A 16,378-nucleotide genomic window follows, 5' to 3' on the forward strand; every position below is an offset into this window, starting at 1 on the left:
CCTGAACAAATTGGCGCAACTTGTGTAAATGTTGGTGTCACAACAGGGTTAACAGTGATAGTCATCGTAGTCGAACTTGAACAAAGACCTGCCGTTGGGGTAAAAGTATAGATTGTTGTTGTTGTATTATTCAAAGCAGGTGACCATGTTCCCGTAACACCTTCATTAGAGGTTGTAGGTAGGGGCGCTAATGTGTCTCCTGAACAAATAGGAGCTACAGCTGCAAAGGTTGGGGTTGGGCCTGGGTTAACGGTAACTGTCGTACTTAAAACTGTAGGCGTACAGTTTTGTGTTGTTATAGTCACGGAATAATTACCGCTTCCAGCCGCAGTGATGGAAGGAATTGACGGGTTTTGATCAGTAGAAGTAAAACCGTTAGGTCCGGTCCACGAATAAGTGGTTGACGGAGTCATGGTTTCTGCAGTTAGATTCAAAGTGGTTCCTTCACAAATCGGACCATTATTTGTAATTAGCGTTGGTGTTGCCATTCTTGCTAAAGTGAAATAAGGCTTCCCTGCCGGAATAGTTATTCCACTAAATTCAGTGCGGGTTCCCGTATTAACTGCTGAACAGGCTGCAACCACGACAGCATTTGAAAAATTGGTGCCATCGTCGTCAAACAACAAACATAAGTTTCCGGTAGTTCCCAAACCTGTAATTTGTGAGTTCTCGAATCCGAAAGTGGTCTGCTGACTAAAGTTGGTCGCATTTGTTTTCCAAATACGGTTTAAACGCTCCAATACACCTGTAGGCTTACTGGCTCCGGTATTAAATACTTTTGTTAATCCGTTATTTCCCCATGCCAAGAAAGAAAGGTTGCTGGAAAAAGCAGCTGAATTGGTAGCATTTTCTGTTGGTATTGCTCCATTACCTAACGAAATGGTTAAAGCTTCACCGTTATTTACACTAATAGATTGTTTTTGAGCTAATCCGCTGTTATCGTCTCTTCCTATAACTGCAATATCATTGTTAAATCCAGTATTTAATACCTTACTCCATAAGATGGTAAATCCATCAGAAGCTATATAATTGTATGTTCCCGTGGTATTCGTATTACCGCCTCGGGTAATTCCGTATTTAATTGCCAGATAACTTTCAATTCTGTCCATTTCGGCAATTGTTGGCTTGGTATTGAATAAAATTACTTCTGCTATAGCACTGCTGCTGTATTCGGAAGTATTGTTAGCTCCTAAATATAACCCTGTCGAAACAGAAGGGTTGTACAAAGGTGCCGTATTATTTGGCGTAGAAGCTTGTACGGAATTTTTTCGCATGGATGCATTTGTTCCACAGCCATAGCTGGCAATCATGGAAGCCGAAGTGCTGGAATACTCCGTTGGAGCTCCCCAATCGAAGGTATAACCTGTTCCGGAAAGCCCGGTTTGGAAACGAAAATTCGGTTTTAACTGGTAGCGTCCTGTAGTGCCCGAATAGAATGTAAAGCCACTTCCGTTAGGACTTTCCTGTGTAGTAACGATAATTGCGGTTCCATTGTTTCCAAGTAAATCAGGTGAACCGGTTGTCTTGGTCAATTTTGTACTGGAAGTTGCGGTGAATTTTATAGTTGGGTTATAATTGTATTTAGAGGAATTGGTTGCTCCACTCACAAGGGTAGGCCGGTTAGTTGCCGATGCCTGTGTAACATTATAACCAGCCGCACTACCGCCACTGGTAGACCATGTCTGAACAGGGTTTCCGGTAATTGTTGCCGGATTATTGGCCTTTAACCATAATGTTAAGTTGCCAGATACACCGCCGGGAGATTGAGCAAAAGAAGTCAATCCTGTTAATGCCAAAAAGGCACTACACAAGATTTCGGAACTCTTGACTTTCAAAATTTTCAGATTCATAATTATTATTTGGTTTTTAAGGGTGTTAGTTTTTATACGGTTGACTCTTTTTCAATTAATCATTACTATTTCTACTATAATAGTATTGCTTTGTTAAACTCTTTATCTCGGTGAATAAATTTTAAATTGATACTATATTATTTATTCATCAAAGAAGATTAAATAATTAGAGTCAAATGATATATTTTGTTAAAATGTTAAATATGTGTTAAGTCAAAAATATAAAACTATCGATGATGACAAAAAACCTTCTTTTTTATTAATGTAGGTTTTTATTTATAAAACAATGTTTTTTTAAAATTATTTATCTGATTAAATATGTATTTAATTTACTGATTATCAATGGTTAATAATGTTTTTTATTGATTGACTTGCGAGGGTTTTTGGTCGTTATACAGAAGAGAGTATTAAACAAAAAAACAAAAAGCTGTTAATATTTTAGAAAGAAAAAACTTATACAATTTGTGAGTATTGTAAAATTTGACACAAGGATTTACGTACGAGATATTTTAGATAAGATTTTGTGTGTCAGAACCTTCAAAACAATTCATGAAAAGCGATGAAGAGTAGGTAGAGAATAGCTACAAAAGATATGTTCCTAGGAAAGGAGTTGTGATAAATCTCTAAAAAATAATATGAAAATCAGTAAGGAAAATGGATTAATTAAGCTTTCCTTTAGCCAAACTAGCCAGGAGTTTTTTATCGCCTACGACCCAAAGAATATCGCCTTGTTCTAAAATCAAATGTGAATCGGGGTTGAGCATTCGGCGTCCTTCGCGTTCGATGCCCACAACCAATCCGCTTGTTTTTTCCCTTATTTGGGATTCGCGGATACTTTTTCCGATGAATGATTCATTTTTTAATTCCAGATGTTGTAGCACTATATCGCTTTCCTCAACGGATTCCGGAGCTTCAATTTCGTTCTGATCCAGATACTTTTTGAATTTTTTCACCTGGAAATCGGTTCCGATTACGCAAATTTCATCACCTGGAAACAAGCGTTCATTACGGCTAGGGACATTAATTGTGATTTCACCTCGTTTAATAAAGGCTATATTAATTCCTATTTTTTCACGCATTTGTAGTTCTTCCAGTGTTTTGCCTGCAAGATTGGAAGCATCGGCAATATCAAAAGTTGCCATGTGCCCATCCCAAGGTGTTAAATCACGACGGGTTTTCTTTTCTTTGGCAATTTCACGATCATTGAGATTGCTTAAGAAATGGCGTTCAATTTTGTGATAACGGGCGTGCAGTTGTTTTGGGAAGATAAAATAGGCTAGTAATGCCCCAATCAGGGCAAGGAATGCAATTCCGGGAGAGAAAAAGTTGTTCAGAATAAATCCGACGAAAAACAATCCTAATACCATTCTGAAGAAAATCAATACAACAATCGGTCCCCGCTGCTTTCGTCTTTCAAACAGTTCGCTGACTTCATCAACTGCAATTTTTCTCAATGACAGTGCCCATAAGAATGGTGAAACGATTACAAGAGTGATTAATGCGCCCACAGCGTGACCAAATTTTGAGCCTTCCACCAAAGGTAAAATGTAACGCGTTGAAAGTACGATTATACCGATGATAATGATTGAATGCAATATTATCTGAAACAGGAAGCTTTGTAAAACGATCTGCCAGGTACTTACGGTTTTAATAGCTTCGGCATTGGCACTATAGTTTTGAATATTCTTGATCCATTTTCTAGGTAATTTTTTTTCCAATAAAACAGACAGCGGTGTTCCCAATTTTACCATGTAAGGAGTGGTAAAGGTGGTTATTGCCGAAACTGCAACTATAGTCGGATATAAGAAATCGCTGGTTACGTCCAATGACAAGCCTAACGTAGCTATGATGAATGAAAATTCGCCGATTTGTGATAAACTAACACCTGCCTGTACCGCTTGTTTTAAAGGTTGTCCTGAAAGTAATGACCCTATTGCTGAACTTGTTGATTGCCCAATAATTACAACCAGTGTTAAAATCACAACCGGGAAAGCATAATCTACAAGTGTATCAGGATTGATCATCATACCCACCGACACGAAAAAAACGGCTCCAAATAAGTCTTTGACAGGTTTTACAAGGTTTTCGATATGTTCCGCCTGTGTGGTTTCGGCTATAATGGAACCCATGATAAAAGCTCCTAATGCCGGTGAAAATCCTACATTGGCAGCTAATGTTACCATGACCAGGCATAAGGCAATGGACAGTATCAAAAGCATTTCATCGCTTAACAGATGCTTCGCGTTTTTAAGTAAGGTCGGAACGAAGAAGATTCCTCCCACAAACCAAATGGTCAGGAAGAAAACCAATTTTAATACGGAATAAAATAATTCGCTTCCGGATACCTGCTGACTAACGGCAATAGTCGATAATAGCACCATCATTAAGATTGCCAAAATATCCTGAACGATGAGTGCTCCAATAACATTTCCGGCAAATTTCTGTGCTTTTACGCCTAATTCATCAAAGGCTTTAAGGATGATTGTTGTTGAAGATATGGATAATATGACACCTAAAAAGAGGCAATCCATATTTTTCCAGCCCATTAATTTCCCAACAATAAAACCCAAAGCAACCATGGTGATAATTTGTGTAATCGCGGTTATGGAAGCGGTACCACCTACTTTTACCAGTTTTTTGAAACTGAATTCAAGTCCGAGACTGAACAGTAAAAAAATAACGCCGATTTGCGCCCAAATCTCTACGCTGTGGGTGTCTTTTACGGAAGGAAAGAAATCAAAATGATTCCCGGCAAGAAAACCGGCAATAAGATAGCCCAAAACCAAAGGTTGTTTTATTTTTTTAAACAGAAGTACCGCAAATCCAGCAGTTATAAGAATCAGGCCCAAATCGCTGATTAAGGGCTGAAGGTGAGGTGTAACGGATGGTGCGGCAGCGGTTAAAAACATGGGCGGGTAACTATTTGTTGTTCTGAAAAAATATCCAGGGGTAAAATAGTGAAAAAAGCCCGAATCTTCAAGTTTTTTGATTGAATTCGGGCTTTTTGGAACTGTTTTTTACAGTGATTGTAACGTATTGTAAAAACAGCATCTTATTTTTTTTCGGCTGGAGCAGATGGAGGTGGAATTGGAATTGATGGCATGTTGCTGTTCCAAATTTCTGTTTGGATTTTCCAGGAGTCGCCGGCTTTTTTCCAAATAGCGATAAATTTTCCTTTGTCCATAGCTCCTTTCTCTCCAGTAATAGAATAGTTTCCGATTTCAATGAGATTGTCTTCGGTACCTGAAAGCGAAACGGCTTCGATTTTGAAATCGGTCATTTTCATGTCCATAGGATGCATCATAAACTTTTTAATTTCCTTTGTTCCTACAACGGGTTCCATATTCGGGGGAAACACTTTTGAATTGTCATCATAGCGAGCAATCAAGCCAATACTGTCATTGGCCATCATGGCTTTACTGAATTCGGCGTTACTGGCATCAATGGCTGCACGAGCCGACTCCGGATCAAAGGAAGCTTCTGCTTTTGGAGCATCTCCCATGGGTTTGTCCTTCATTTTGTCACAACCGATAATAACCACAAGGGTAGCAAGTAAAATGACGTAGACTAAAAGTAATTTTCTTCTCAACATAATCTTTTGGTTTTAGGTTAATATCTCTATTTATCTGACTAATTTTTTGAGCAGGGAAATAAAGTTAACGTCTTTTTTTAATTGAATTGTTTTTATTCTTTGAACGATATAATATTCTCGTTAAAATGATTTTGGTTTATTTTTTGGAGAAAATCTTACAAGTTTTAAAGTTTGTTTTGTGCTTTATTGTCTTCATAACCACTTCGATTAGTATTGTTTAAATTTATTTTTGCTCACTTTTACCGTTATGGGATAGTGATTCCTTTTACAGATAAACCAAAGTTATAAGCAAAAAAAATCCGCAACTCATTCAAGTTACGGATTGTTATTTTTGAACCTTTTCAGGTTTTAGTATCGAAATTAAATTCCCAAATAATTGCTAGGCGTAATTTTCAATAATTCAGCTTTGATGTCATCAGAAACGTTTAGAGTTCCGATAAAGCTGTGAATCGCTTCCTTGTTGATAACCGAATTGGTTCTGGTTAATTCTTTAAGCGCTTCATAAGGATTTGGATAGGCTTCACGACGTAAGATTGTTTGAATTGCTTCAGCGACAACCGCCCAGTTTTTCTCTAAATCTTCTGCGAATTTTTCTTCGTTTAAAAGCAATTTGTTCAATCCTTTCAAAGTAGCTTCAAAAGCGATGATAGTGTGTCCCATTGGAACTCCGATGTTACGTAAAACTGTACTGTCGGTTAAGTCACGCTGTAATCTTGATACTGGTAATTTAGCCGATAAATGTTCGAAAATCGCATTGGCAATCCCTAAGTTTCCTTCTGAGTTTTCGAAATCAATCGGGTTTACTTTATGTGGCATAGCCGATGAACCGATTTCTCCTGCTTTGATTTTCTGTTTGAAATAATCCATGGAAACATACGTCCAGATATCGCGGTCTAAATCAATCAGGATAGTATTGATACGTTTCAAAGCATCGAAAAACGCCGCGAAATGATCGTAATGCTCGATTTGTGTAGTTGGGAAAGAGTGGTGTAAGCCTAAAATATCTTCCACAAATTTATTTCCGAATTTTTTCCAGTCGTTGTTGGGATAGGCTATCGCATGAGCGTTGTAGTTTCCTGTCGCGCCACCGAATTTAGCTGCAAATGGCACATTGAACAACAAACGCATCTGTTCTTCCAAACGCTCAACAAAAACCTGTATTTCTTTACCCAAACGGGTAGGGGAAGCCGGTTGTCCGTGAGTACGGGCCAACATCGGAATGGCTGCCCATTCGATGCTTAATTCTTTCAGTTTGGAAATTACACTGATCAAGCTAGGCATATATACCTTTTCGAACGCTTCTTTCGTAGAAAGCGGAATGGCGGTGTTGTTGATATCCTGAGAAGTCAATCCGAAATGGATGAACTCTTTATATTGTTGTAATCCTAATTTATCGAATGCCGCTTTGATGAAATATTCCACCGCTTTCACATCGTGATTGGTCGTTTTTTCAGTTTCTTTTATCCAAAGAGCGTCTTCCGTTGAGAAGTTCTCATACATTTTACGTAATTCCGGATACAGGTTTTTATCCACGCCGGCAAGTTGCGGTAAAGGCAATTCGCAAAGTGCAATGAAATACTCCACTTCCACTAAAACACGGTAACGGATTAGTGCTTCTTCAGAAAAATATTGTGATAAGGAAACAGTTTTATTTCTATAACGTCCATCGATTGGCGAAATAGCATTCAATTCAGTTAGTTGCATGTTTTTTCGTGTTGTTTTTTGAAGCTGCAAAAATAATTATAAGTTATGAGTTATAAATTATGAATTTGAACTTTTTTAAACTCAAGATTCGATTTTATGCTGTCTGCTTTTTTAACTTTTGCTTTTTTCAATTGTTTTATGGTATATGTTTTCAATTTCCTCAGTGGAGGGTTCCTGAGTTTGTAATGATTTTAGTTCTTCTTTAGAATGCAGCCATCGATACATCCATGAAATTCCCCATTTCTTGTTGTAATTGTCAGTTTGAGAATAGATTTTGTCTTTTAAGGCTTTTTCTAAACTGATGAACTTATATTTTTTGTTCTTCAATTCATTTATCAGAACGGGCAGGTAATCAGTGTTTAGCTGATTATCGTGACACAAATAGATTTGGCTGATATTTCGATGGTATTTATCAAACCCTATTTTTTCAAAATAGTTGAACAATTCCAATGTTTTTTGAACATATGCATTTCCAATTTTATCAGCATTGGTCTTGTCATCTTGTTTCAAATAATATTCATAAACAGAATTATACATCCAATCTATGCTCTCAATAGTAAACGGAGTAATGATGTATTTTTTTGAAATCAGATAGTTGGCAATTTGTTTATGTTGTATGCTGTCGTGCCCTAAATCGTTGTAGGGGAACCGGAAATATTTTAATTTTTTGTTGTATTTTTTTGCTAATTCAAGGCTGATTAGTGTTCCTTTTTCGATATCAATTTTAAAAGAATTGATACCTACTTCTGAGTATCTGGAATGGTTAAAGGTGTGGTTGCCAATTGTGATGTAATGCCTTTTTATCCAATTTTCCAAAATGGCATGGTTTTTATCAACCGTTTCAGATTTATAAATTTTTCCTTCGTTTATGAATATAGCTATGGGGATGGAAAGCGAATCTAATTTGCTGAGCAGATTGTTTTTTATATTGGGAACATCATCAATGGTTATGGCTACTGATTGTCCGTATGAATTAGGGGATATTAAAATCAATAGAAAAATGATTTGGAAGGACTTCAGTATTTCGTTCATTAGTGTAAAATAGTATATAAAAAATTTAAATGGAAAGGGATTGCAAAATTTTGAAAAAGGAAATACTGTGATTTACGAATGATTAACTTATAATGAATCACTCATTATTTTCTCCATTCCTTCACTGGCAGACATTGGGATCACTGTTACCGGATTGATTACGTCATACATTGTCGCAGGTTTTGGATCGATGTAATAAATCGGAACTTCATTGTTTGCAAAATTTATTAAACCTGCCGCAGGATAGACTTGTAGCGATGTGCCAATTACAATTAGAATATCGGCATCCTGTACAATTTCGATGGCTTCATCTATGGCGGGAACAGCTTCTCCAAACCAGACAATATGCGGACGGAGTTGGTGGCCGTGTTTATCGGTATCGCCTAAATACAGATCGGTTTTCCAATCGATGATGTGGTTTTCGTTGGCTACACTGCGTACTTTTAGTAATTCGCCGTGCAGGTGTAAAACATTGCTGCTTCCGGCACGTTCGTGTAAGTCGTCCACATTTTGGGTGATAACATGAACATCGAACTGATTTTCCAGTTCGGCTATGATTTCATGTCCACGGTTGGGTTGAACTTCCAAAAGTTGTGCGCGGCGTTTGTTGTAGAAATCCAAAACCAATTCAGGATTTTTGTCCCAGCCGATGGGAGAGGCTACTTCCATGATGTCATGACCTTCCCAAAGGCCATCGGCGTCGCGAAAGGTTTTAATACCGCTTTCGGCACTCATTCCGGCCCCGGAGAGGATAACGAGTTTCTTTTTCATGTTTACGGACAAATGAAGTTGTTTTAAAAAATCTGCAGACACAAAGATGGGCATTAAATACGCCAAGCCTTCCTGATAGCTGTCGGAACGCTCCAAAAGAATTTACATTTTTCCTAAAGCATACAATTGTTCCATGGTAGGTATGGCGCTTCCTCCTTCCGGTTCGAGTGTGATTCCGAAGGCTTCTGCGTCTACAGTGCTTTCGACCTGGTATATTTTGGAGGTGTCTGCCGTTATTTTATTTAAGATTCCAATACTTGTTGGGGTTAACGGATCCATTTTTAAAGACCAAACCTGATAAACCATTCCTTGCGGAGGAGTAGGTAATCCCTGTACGTCTACGTAAACCGCCTGGGTGGCTTTGTTCCAGTAGATTTTAGCTTTTGCGCCAGGCATAGCGGGTTGCCCTTCCAATGTTACGACCATATTGTTTTTGTCGCGGATGATTTTCAGTAGTTTTTGGGAGGATTTGTTTTGGTCTTCAAGGCTGATGATGGTTTTCTGCATGGTCTTGAATTCGGATTTGTTTTTGTCGATTTCCGAATTGATGCTGTCATTCATCTGGCTGTTCATCAGCAGGTACATGGAAGCAGCTCCCAAAAGAATAACTACAGCTGCCGCCCAACCCATATATTGCCCCCAATTGGTGGTTTTAGATTTTTTATGAACTTCTATAGGGGCATCGCCAAGTAATTCCCTGCGGATTTTATCGTAGGTTTCCGATGAAATGTTAGGTGAAACACTATGGGAAAGATTGACTACCGCATACTCAATGGCTGCAATTTCAGTTCGGACTGCGGGATTGTCGGATGCCATTTGCTGCACGTCACGGGCTTCTTCTTCAGAAAGTTTTCCGAAAACGTAAAGCTCTAAAATACCGCTCTCTATATATTCTTTACTGTTCATTATGCTTTCAATAGGTTTCTTAATTCGTTGATGCAGTTTCTGTTTTGTGTTTTTACAGTGCCAAGCGGAATTTCAAGTTCATCGGCGGCCTCTTGTTGCGTATAGCCTTTAAAGAACAGCAAATCGATTAACTGGATGCATCTGGGCTTTAATTTTTTGACAAATTCATGTAGACCTATGGCGTCAATTTTATTGCTCGCTTTTGCAGGGTCATCCAAGATATGTACGAAATTATCGGCTGATAAGTTTTTCAGGTTATTGTTAAAATTTTTGGAGCGTAGTTTGTCTATGGCGCTGTTGCGTGCGATATTGAGAATCCAGGTGTAAAAGCGTCCTTTACTTTCGTTATACGTCTCAATATTTTTCCAGATCTTTATAAAAGTCTCCTGAAGTACGTCTTCTGCTTCTTCCTTGTCCTTTATAAGATTGTAAATTACGCCAAAAAGACTCTTGGCATACATGTCGTATAAAAGAGTGAAAGCTTTGTCGTCTTTTTTATAAATTAGCGGCAATAATTCGTCTTGAGTCATACGTAAGAATTAACTCCATCTAAATTAATAAACAATATTTAAAAATCCGCATTTTTAATGGAAAACCTTTTGTCAGATCCTGATTATTTGAATTATCTCGAAGAATTTATCACACCAAACCGAAAAGAAGGTTTTTTAAAAGTGCTTCAAAACCGTACAAAACATTTCACAGTTGCCCTTGAGGATGTTTATCAGCTGCATAATACCAGTGCTGTAATGCGCAGTTGTGAAGTTTTTGGTATTCAGGAGTTGAATGTGGTAGAGCAGCGGTTCGGAAAAAAAATCGATAAGGAAATTGCGATGGGTGCCGAAAAATGGGTTGATATACATCGTTTCAGTAACAATCAGGATTGTATCGATAATCTGAAGGGCAGAGGATATCAGATTATTGCAACTACGCCTCATGAAAATGACTGTATGTTGGAGGATTTTGATATTTCAAAACCTTCTGCTATCTTTTTTGGTACGGAAAGACACGGGCTTTCGGATGAGGTGCTTCAACAAGCTGATGGTTTTTTGAAAATCCCGATGGTAGGTTTTACGGAGAGCCTCAATATTTCGGTTTCCGCTGCAATAATTCTTCAAAACATATCCACGCGTTTACGTCATTCGGATATTGACTGGCAGCTTGCGGAATCGGAATTACTGGCAAAAAGAATCGACTGGACCCGAAAATCGATCAAGGATATTGATTTTATTACTAAAAAGTATTTGGAGAGGGTTTAATGTTCAGGTAGCAGATGGCAGGTAGCAGGTAGCAGGTAACAGGTAACAGATAGCGGATAGCAAAACGTGGATGGCTGGTAAAAGGCAGCAAAAGCCATTGATAAGTGTTCTAGCTAAGAAATAATTCTATAGAAGGAGGAATTTGTTAATCAATATCGAGACATGTAGTTTGGAATCTGTCTGCTGAATACATCGTTCTGAATTCTGCGTTTTGACAACTGCGTACTGAATACTGATTACTGATAACTGTCTACTGATTCTTCTTCAACAACTTATAATCCTCATAGCACCCTTTGATGGCGTCCATGATTTGAAGGTCGTTGGCAGTTTCAATAAATGTGTCTGAGTAGTTACATCGTTTTAAAATCTCCTTGATTTCTTTTTTTTCGATGCCTAAAATGGCGGATACAGTTTCGCGGTCGTATTTGGAAGCCAGTACATTTCGGATGGTTTCATCTTTTTTGAATTCCTTGAGTTTCTTCATTTCCTTCGATTTCTTACCGAAGACATTGTACAAGGCATCAGCAGGATTTGAAAGCGATTGCATAACTTTTCCAATTTGTGATGAAGAACTGCCTCCTGATTCATAACCGTATGGCAATCCGGAAATACTGTAACGGTATGCGTCATTAAGCGCAATCAGCTTCGTGTCTACTTCGATGAATCCTGTAAGTAAGTATCTTGGGATGAAGAGTTCCTCAAGTGCATGGGCTTTCTCGGTAAGTTTTACTTTGAAACCAGTTTTGTTTTTAACCCAATCAGCAGAAACACGGATTTTTATCGATTGGAAACCTATGTATGAAAAGTGCAGCGTGTCATTTACCTTAGCTTCAATTTCAAATTCTCCTCTTCCGTTGGTTGTTGTTCCCCGTACGGTGTTTAGGTTGATAACATTGACGTCGCTCTTAGGCAGTAGATTGGCTTCATTGACAACTACCCCCGAAATTTTAGTATACTCACCCTCCTGTGCAAAACCTGTAAGAGAAAATAAGGCTAATAAAAAAACTACAAAATATTTCATACTGCTTTTAGAAAGGTCTAAATGTACTAGATATTTTGTAGCTTTTAATTTTTATTTGAAGAAAATTAACAAAAAGAATTAGCTTCTTCTTGGTCTTCTTGGTGCTGGACTGTCAGAACGTCTCGGAGTAGTGCCTCCGGAACGTCTTTCATTTCTAGGTGCTCTGTCATCAGATCCGCCTCTTCTTTCTGAACGGTCAGAACTTCTTCCGCCAAAACCACCACGGCTTTCGCTTCTAGATCCTCTGTCACGATCTCCTCCGAAACTTTTGCGTTCTCCTCCGAAACCGCCTCTGCGTTCACCGCCAAAGCCACCTCTTCTTTCTCCGCCTGAATTTCTTCCGTTATGATCACGTCTTCCGCCACCGTCGTTTTTAGAAATTTCAACGTTGATACGTCTTCCTTCCAATTGAACGTTGTTTAAGATTTCCATTACTTTATCAGAATGCTCAGCATCAGTATTGAAGAAAGAGAATCCTTCCTTAACGTCTACTTTGAATACGTCATCACGCCCCAATTCTAATGTTTCTTTTAGGTAATCTTTCAATGACATCCAGTCGAAGTTGTCTCTCGAACCGATGTTGATGAAATAACGAACCGCATCGCCTTCCTGAGGAGCTCTTCCTTCAGAACTTCTTTCTCCGGATGATTGGCTTGATAGGTCTCTTTTCTTTTTGTAGTAGCTGATGAATCGGTTAAATTCCACTGATACCATTTTCTTGATTAACTCTTCTTTAGATAAACCATCCAAAACTTCGTTAATTGCCGGTAAGTAGTTGTCGATTTCGTGATCAACTTCTGTGTCTTTAATCTTGTTTGCTAAGTGTAATAGCTGAATTTCGCAGATTTCAATTCCGTTAGGGATTGTTTTTTCTTCGAACTTCTGTTTGATGATTCGCTCAATCGAATGAATTTTTCTTAATTCACTCTTCGTTACGATAACGATGGAAGTACCTAACTTACCGGCACGACCTGTACGGCCTGAACGGTGGTTGTAGGTTTCGATTTCATCTGGTAACTGGTAGTTTACTACGTGAGTTACGTTGTCTACGTCGATTCCTCGGGCAGCAACGTCTGTAGCTACCAACATCTGGATCTGACGGCCACGGAACGATTTCATTACCCCGTCACGTTGTGCCTGGGATAAATCACCGTGTAAAGCAGCAGCGTTGTATCCGTCTTCGATCAGTTTTTCGGCAATTGCCTGAGTGTCTCTTTTCGTACGACAGAAAACCACCGAGAAAATATCCGGGTTAGCATCCGCCAAACGTTTTAAAGCTTCATAACGGTCACGAGCATTTACAATGTAAAATTCGTGAGAAACCGTTGCAGAACCTGAGTTTTTATGTCCTACCGTAATTTCCTGCGGGTTTGACATGAATTGTTTTCCGATGCGCGCTACTTCAGCAGGCATTGTTGCAGAGAATAACCATGTGTTTTTCTCTTCTGGTGTGTCCGATAATATGGAACAAATGTCGTCGTAGAATCCCATATTCAACATTTCATCTGCCTCATCTAAGATGCAAAAATCGATGTTTTTAATGTTTACAAGACCTCTGTTAATCATGTCCTGCATTCTACCTGGGGTAGCCACAATAATTTGTGCGCCACGTTTTACCTCTCTAGCTTGTTCTGTAATGCTTGCACCACCATAAACAGCCACAGTATGTAACCCCTTTATGTACTTTGAGTATAATTTTATCTCGTTGGTGATTTGTAAGCATAACTCACGCGTTGGCGACAAAATTAATGCTTGCGTATTTCTGTTTTCAGCATCAATTTTTTGAATTAGTGGGAAACCAAAAGCGGCTGTTTTCCCTGTCCCTGTTTGCGCTAAGGCAACTAAATCTGTGTTTTGTTCCAATAGTACTGGAATCGCTTTTTCTTGCACTTCTGACGGATTCTCAAATCCTAGATCCTTAATCGCCAGCAGTAGCGACTCATTCAATCCTAATTGTTCAAATTTATTCATAAAATATTTTAAATTGGGTGCAAAGGTATTGTTTATTAATGGAATAAACTAATACAAAATTCAATATTAAAATTTTATTATGAATTGAAAATCAATAAGTTACTGTTTTAAAAAAGCGACTAACTGAGCAGTAGCCCTGCCGCGATGGCTTATGGTGGACTTTTCTTCGAGTGAAATTTGAGCAAAAGTATCAGAAAAACCTTCTGCAATAAAAATAGGATCATAACCAAAACCATTGGTTCCAAGTGGTTCATTTGTTATTTTTCCATCGATGATTCCTGTAAAAAGGTGTTGTTCGCCCTTAAGATTTAGAGCAATAACAGTTTTAAAATTTGCTTTTCGGTTGGTTTCGTTTTTCAGAAGATCCAACACTTTATTGATATTGTCGTTGTCATTTCGCTGCTGACCCGCAAATCGGGCTGAATATACACCTGGAGCTCCATTTAAGGCTTCGATTTCCAAACCGCTGTCGTCGGCAAAGCAAGGGTATCCATAATGTTCAGTTACATAATTGGCTTTCAGTATGGCGTTGCCTTCAATAGTATCGGCTGTTTCAGGTATGTCTACATTGCAGCCAATATCCTCCAGGGATAAAATAGAAATGCTATCCGGAAGTAATTGCTGGATTTCTTTTATTTTATTCTTGTTGTTGGAGGCGAAAACGAGTTGCAGCATTAGATTGTCATGTTTTATTAGAATTTCAAAGGTAGTAAATAAATGCAAAGTTGAATTTTCGTAACTTTAAGTAAAGAAAAATACCGCTTGGTTTTAAACGAATAAATTATTTGTTATGAAAAAAGCTTTCCTTTTATTGTTGTTTTCCGTTTTTTTATTTTCATGCGGGACAAAATATTATGTGTTAAATAAGCATTTTAACCCAAGGCCAACTTCACAATATAAGTTTAAGATTGATAAAAATAAATCCACCACCAATATCAATTCTGTTATTGATACAAATGCAATTTATCTTAGTTCCAATTTCAAAAGAATGACACCAGGAATTACTGGTGTTTACTATCGTTTTATGCCAAATGGAGTAGTTTATGAAGTGACGTTGAAAGGTGAGCCTATGAAAACTGTTGTAAAGGATACCGCGATGGGGGATTATGGAAAATATAGGGTTGAAAAAAATAGAATTAAAATGGAATTTATGGTTGTTACAGTTGAGTCTGGTGTACCAAAAGATTCGCTTTATAAGCCTTCAGTTGTAGGGAAGAAATTTAGCAAGGCAATAATTAAAGAAGGAAATTTATTTATGGTACCTGATAAATATTATGTAGAACCAAAAGGATTTTATAAAAAAGCAGGGGAAATCGGAGGTAACCCTTTCCTATTCCTATTTGCAGTTATGGTAGTAACTCCTGTTTACTTGGTCGATTTGGTAATTCCTGATGAAAAGGTTTGCTTTTATAGAATGAATCTTGTAGATGCTGAAAATTGTACGAAAAAGAATGTTTTGTCCGAGTAAGACAGATGTTTTGAAAATAAAAATGTGGTTTAAGGTATTTAATTTATGAGATAATATACAAAATTTAAGCAGTGTAAATGCTTCTTAGTCTAACACGAAAATATGTGGTATGAAAAAAGTCCTCTTTTTATTACTGGCTTCCATTTTTTTACTTTCCTGTGGAACAAAACATTATGTATTGAATACTCATTTGAAGCCACGACCAACCTCTCAGTTCAAATTTAAGGTGGATAAAAACAAATCAATGGCAAATGTTAGTTTGGTTGTTGATACGAATGCAATTTATATTAATTCGGCTTTTAGGAGGATGAAGCCGGAAGTTTCAGATCTTTATTACCGTTTTATGCCTGATGGTGTGGTTTATGAAGTTGTATTAAGTGGCGACCCGGTCGATTCAACAGTTAAGGATACTGCGGTTGCTAACTATGGCAGGTATAAAGTGAAAAAAAATAAAATAAAGATGGAGTTTATAGTGGTTATAAGTGATCCTTCTTTAGAAAAAGACCCTATTTTTAAAAAAAAGGTTGTGGGTAGAAGATTTCAAAATGCCGAAATTAAAGATGGAAATTTATTTTTAGTGCCTCGTTATTATTCGAAGGTTAAAGGATTTTACCGAGAGGCTGGGGAATTCTCGCTTAATGGTTATGCAGGTATTTTTGCAGTTGTTGTAGTGCCTCCGGTTTTTCTGGTTGATGCTTTAATTCCAGATAAAAAGGTTTGTTTTCAAAGGGTCAATCTTAATGAAGTCAAGAATTATAAAAAGAAGGATACAATATCTGAATAAGTAAGATTCGGTGTAAGGTGCTA

14 protein-coding genes are annotated in these 16,378 nt (G+C 37.8%); 3 read left to right on the forward strand and 11 right to left on the reverse strand.

Annotation, left to right across the window (positions count from 1 at the left end; translation table 11 throughout):
- The 8 genes from FEDK69T_RS16050 to FEDK69T_RS00210 form a co-directional block, all read right to left on the reverse strand.
- Nucleotides 1-1,850 (reverse strand): immunoglobulin domain-containing protein (locus tag FEDK69T_RS16050; RefSeq protein ID WP_035656263.1); only part of this gene is annotated, 1,850 nt, incomplete at its 3' end.
- A gap of 659 nt (nt 1,851-2,509) precedes the next feature.
- Nucleotides 2,510-4,759 carry a cation:proton antiporter domain-containing protein gene (locus FEDK69T_RS00180; protein WP_023572101.1) on the reverse strand — a complete coding sequence of 750 codons (2,250 nt, stop codon included), beginning with the start codon at nt 4,757-4,759 and terminating at the stop codon, nt 2,510-2,512.
- Nucleotides 4,760-4,902: 143 nt separating this feature from the next.
- Nucleotides 4,903-5,442 (reverse strand): YybH family protein, encoded by a 540-nt coding sequence (locus FEDK69T_RS00185; RefSeq protein WP_023572102.1) that lies wholly within the window; start codon nt 5,440-5,442, stop codon nt 4,903-4,905.
- Nucleotides 5,443-5,802: 360 nt separating this feature from the next.
- Nucleotides 5,803-7,146: an adenylosuccinate lyase gene (purB, locus tag FEDK69T_RS00190; protein WP_035629906.1), complete on the reverse strand. Its 1,344-nt coding sequence runs from the start codon at nt 7,144-7,146 to the stop codon at nt 5,803-5,805.
- Between the two features lie 111 nt (nt 7,147-7,257).
- Complete coding sequence (locus FEDK69T_RS00195) at nt 7,258-8,139, reverse strand: polysaccharide deacetylase family protein (RefSeq protein WP_162147230.1); 882 nt, start codon at nt 8,137-8,139, stop codon at nt 7,258-7,260.
- 126 nt (nt 8,140-8,265) lie between these two features.
- The gene (locus tag FEDK69T_RS00200) at nt 8,266-8,949 is read right to left on the reverse strand and encodes an SIR2 family NAD-dependent protein deacylase (protein ID WP_035629957.1); all 684 of its coding nucleotides are present in this window, start codon (nt 8,947-8,949) and stop codon (nt 8,266-8,268) included.
- A 102-nt stretch (nt 8,950-9,051) separates the two neighbouring features.
- Nucleotides 9,052-9,855 (reverse strand): anti-sigma factor, encoded by an 804-nt coding sequence (locus FEDK69T_RS00205; RefSeq protein ID WP_035629905.1) that lies wholly within the window; start codon nt 9,853-9,855, stop codon nt 9,052-9,054.
- Nucleotides 9,855-10,385, reverse strand: coding sequence for an RNA polymerase sigma factor (locus tag FEDK69T_RS00210; protein ID WP_023572107.1), 531 nt, complete (start codon nt 10,383-10,385; stop codon nt 9,855-9,857). Before FEDK69T_RS00210 ends, FEDK69T_RS00205 begins: the two co-directional genes overlap by 1 nt.
- 57 nt (nt 10,386-10,442) lie before the next feature.
- On the opposite strand from FEDK69T_RS00210, the gene FEDK69T_RS00215 reads away from it, so the two are divergent.
- The gene (locus FEDK69T_RS00215) at nt 10,443-11,111 is read left to right on the forward strand and encodes a TrmH family RNA methyltransferase (protein WP_023572108.1); all 669 of its coding nucleotides are present in this window, start codon (nt 10,443-10,445) and stop codon (nt 11,109-11,111) included.
- Nucleotides 11,112-11,361: 250 nt separating this feature from the next.
- On the opposite strand, the gene FEDK69T_RS00220 is transcribed toward FEDK69T_RS00215, so the two are convergent.
- From FEDK69T_RS00220 to FEDK69T_RS00230, 3 genes are all read right to left on the reverse strand, one after another.
- Nucleotides 11,362-12,132, reverse strand: a complete 771-nt coding sequence (locus FEDK69T_RS00220) for a carboxypeptidase-like regulatory domain-containing protein (protein ID WP_023572109.1) — start codon at nt 12,130-12,132, stop codon at nt 11,362-11,364.
- Between the two features lie 78 nt (nt 12,133-12,210).
- Nucleotides 12,211-14,103, reverse strand: a complete 1,893-nt coding sequence (locus FEDK69T_RS00225; RefSeq protein WP_023572110.1) for a DEAD/DEAH box helicase — start codon at nt 14,101-14,103, stop codon at nt 12,211-12,213.
- Nucleotides 14,104-14,202: 99 nt separating this feature from the next.
- The gene (locus tag FEDK69T_RS00230) at nt 14,203-14,775 is read right to left on the reverse strand and encodes a non-canonical purine NTP diphosphatase (protein ID WP_035629955.1); all 573 of its coding nucleotides are present in this window, start codon (nt 14,773-14,775) and stop codon (nt 14,203-14,205) included.
- Nucleotides 14,776-14,893: 118 nt separating this feature from the next.
- Here FEDK69T_RS00230 and FEDK69T_RS00235 point away from each other — a divergent pair, with 118 nt between their 5' ends.
- Both FEDK69T_RS00235 and FEDK69T_RS00240 read left to right on the forward strand, forming a co-directional pair.
- Nucleotides 14,894-15,571, forward strand: coding sequence for a hypothetical protein (locus FEDK69T_RS00235; RefSeq protein WP_023572112.1), 678 nt, complete (start codon nt 14,894-14,896; stop codon nt 15,569-15,571).
- A 244-nt stretch (nt 15,572-15,815) separates the two neighbouring features.
- Nucleotides 15,816-16,355, forward strand: coding sequence for a hypothetical protein (locus tag FEDK69T_RS00240; protein WP_131494745.1), 540 nt, complete (start codon nt 15,816-15,818; stop codon nt 16,353-16,355).
- Nucleotides 16,356-16,378: the final 23 nt, after the last annotated feature.

The sequence above is a fragment of the Flavobacterium enshiense DK69 genome (assembly GCF_000498495.1).
GTDB lineage: Bacteria > Bacteroidota > Bacteroidia > Flavobacteriales > Flavobacteriaceae > Flavobacterium > Flavobacterium enshiense.

Bases quoted from the DNA above. Each gene is read 5' to 3' on its own strand.
- FEDK69T_RS00225 (WP_023572110.1), bottom strand. From the start codon at position 14,103: ATGAATAAATTTGAACAATTAGGATTGAATGAGTCGCTACTGCTGGCG.
- FEDK69T_RS00200 (WP_035629957.1), bottom strand. From the start codon at position 8,949: ATGAAAAAGAAACTCGTTATCCTCTCCGGGGCCGGAATGAGTGCCGAA.
- FEDK69T_RS00235 (WP_023572112.1), top strand. From the start codon at position 14,894: ATGAAAAAAGCTTTCCTTTTATTGTTGTTTTCCGTTTTTTTATTTTCA.
- FEDK69T_RS00220 (WP_023572109.1), bottom strand. From the start codon at position 12,132: ATGAAATATTTTGTAGTTTTTTTATTAGCCTTATTTTCTCTTACAGGT.
- FEDK69T_RS00215 (WP_023572108.1), top strand. From the start codon at position 10,443: ATGGAAAACCTTTTGTCAGATCCTGATTATTTGAATTATCTCGAAGAA.
- FEDK69T_RS00205 (WP_035629905.1), bottom strand. From the start codon at position 9,855: ATGAACAGTAAAGAATATATAGAGAGCGGTATTTTAGAGCTTTACGTT.
- purB (WP_035629906.1), bottom strand. From the start codon at position 7,146: ATGCAACTAACTGAATTGAATGCTATTTCGCCAATCGATGGACGTTAT.
- FEDK69T_RS00240 (WP_131494745.1), top strand. From the start codon at position 15,816: ATGGCAAATGTTAGTTTGGTTGTTGATACGAATGCAATTTATATTAAT.
- FEDK69T_RS00210 (WP_023572107.1), bottom strand. From the start codon at position 10,385: ATGACTCAAGACGAATTATTGCCGCTAATTTATAAAAAAGACGACAAA.
- FEDK69T_RS00185 (WP_023572102.1), bottom strand. From the start codon at position 5,442: ATGTTGAGAAGAAAATTACTTTTAGTCTACGTCATTTTACTTGCTACC.
- FEDK69T_RS00180 (WP_023572101.1), bottom strand. From the start codon at position 4,759: ATGTTTTTAACCGCTGCCGCACCATCCGTTACACCTCACCTTCAGCCC.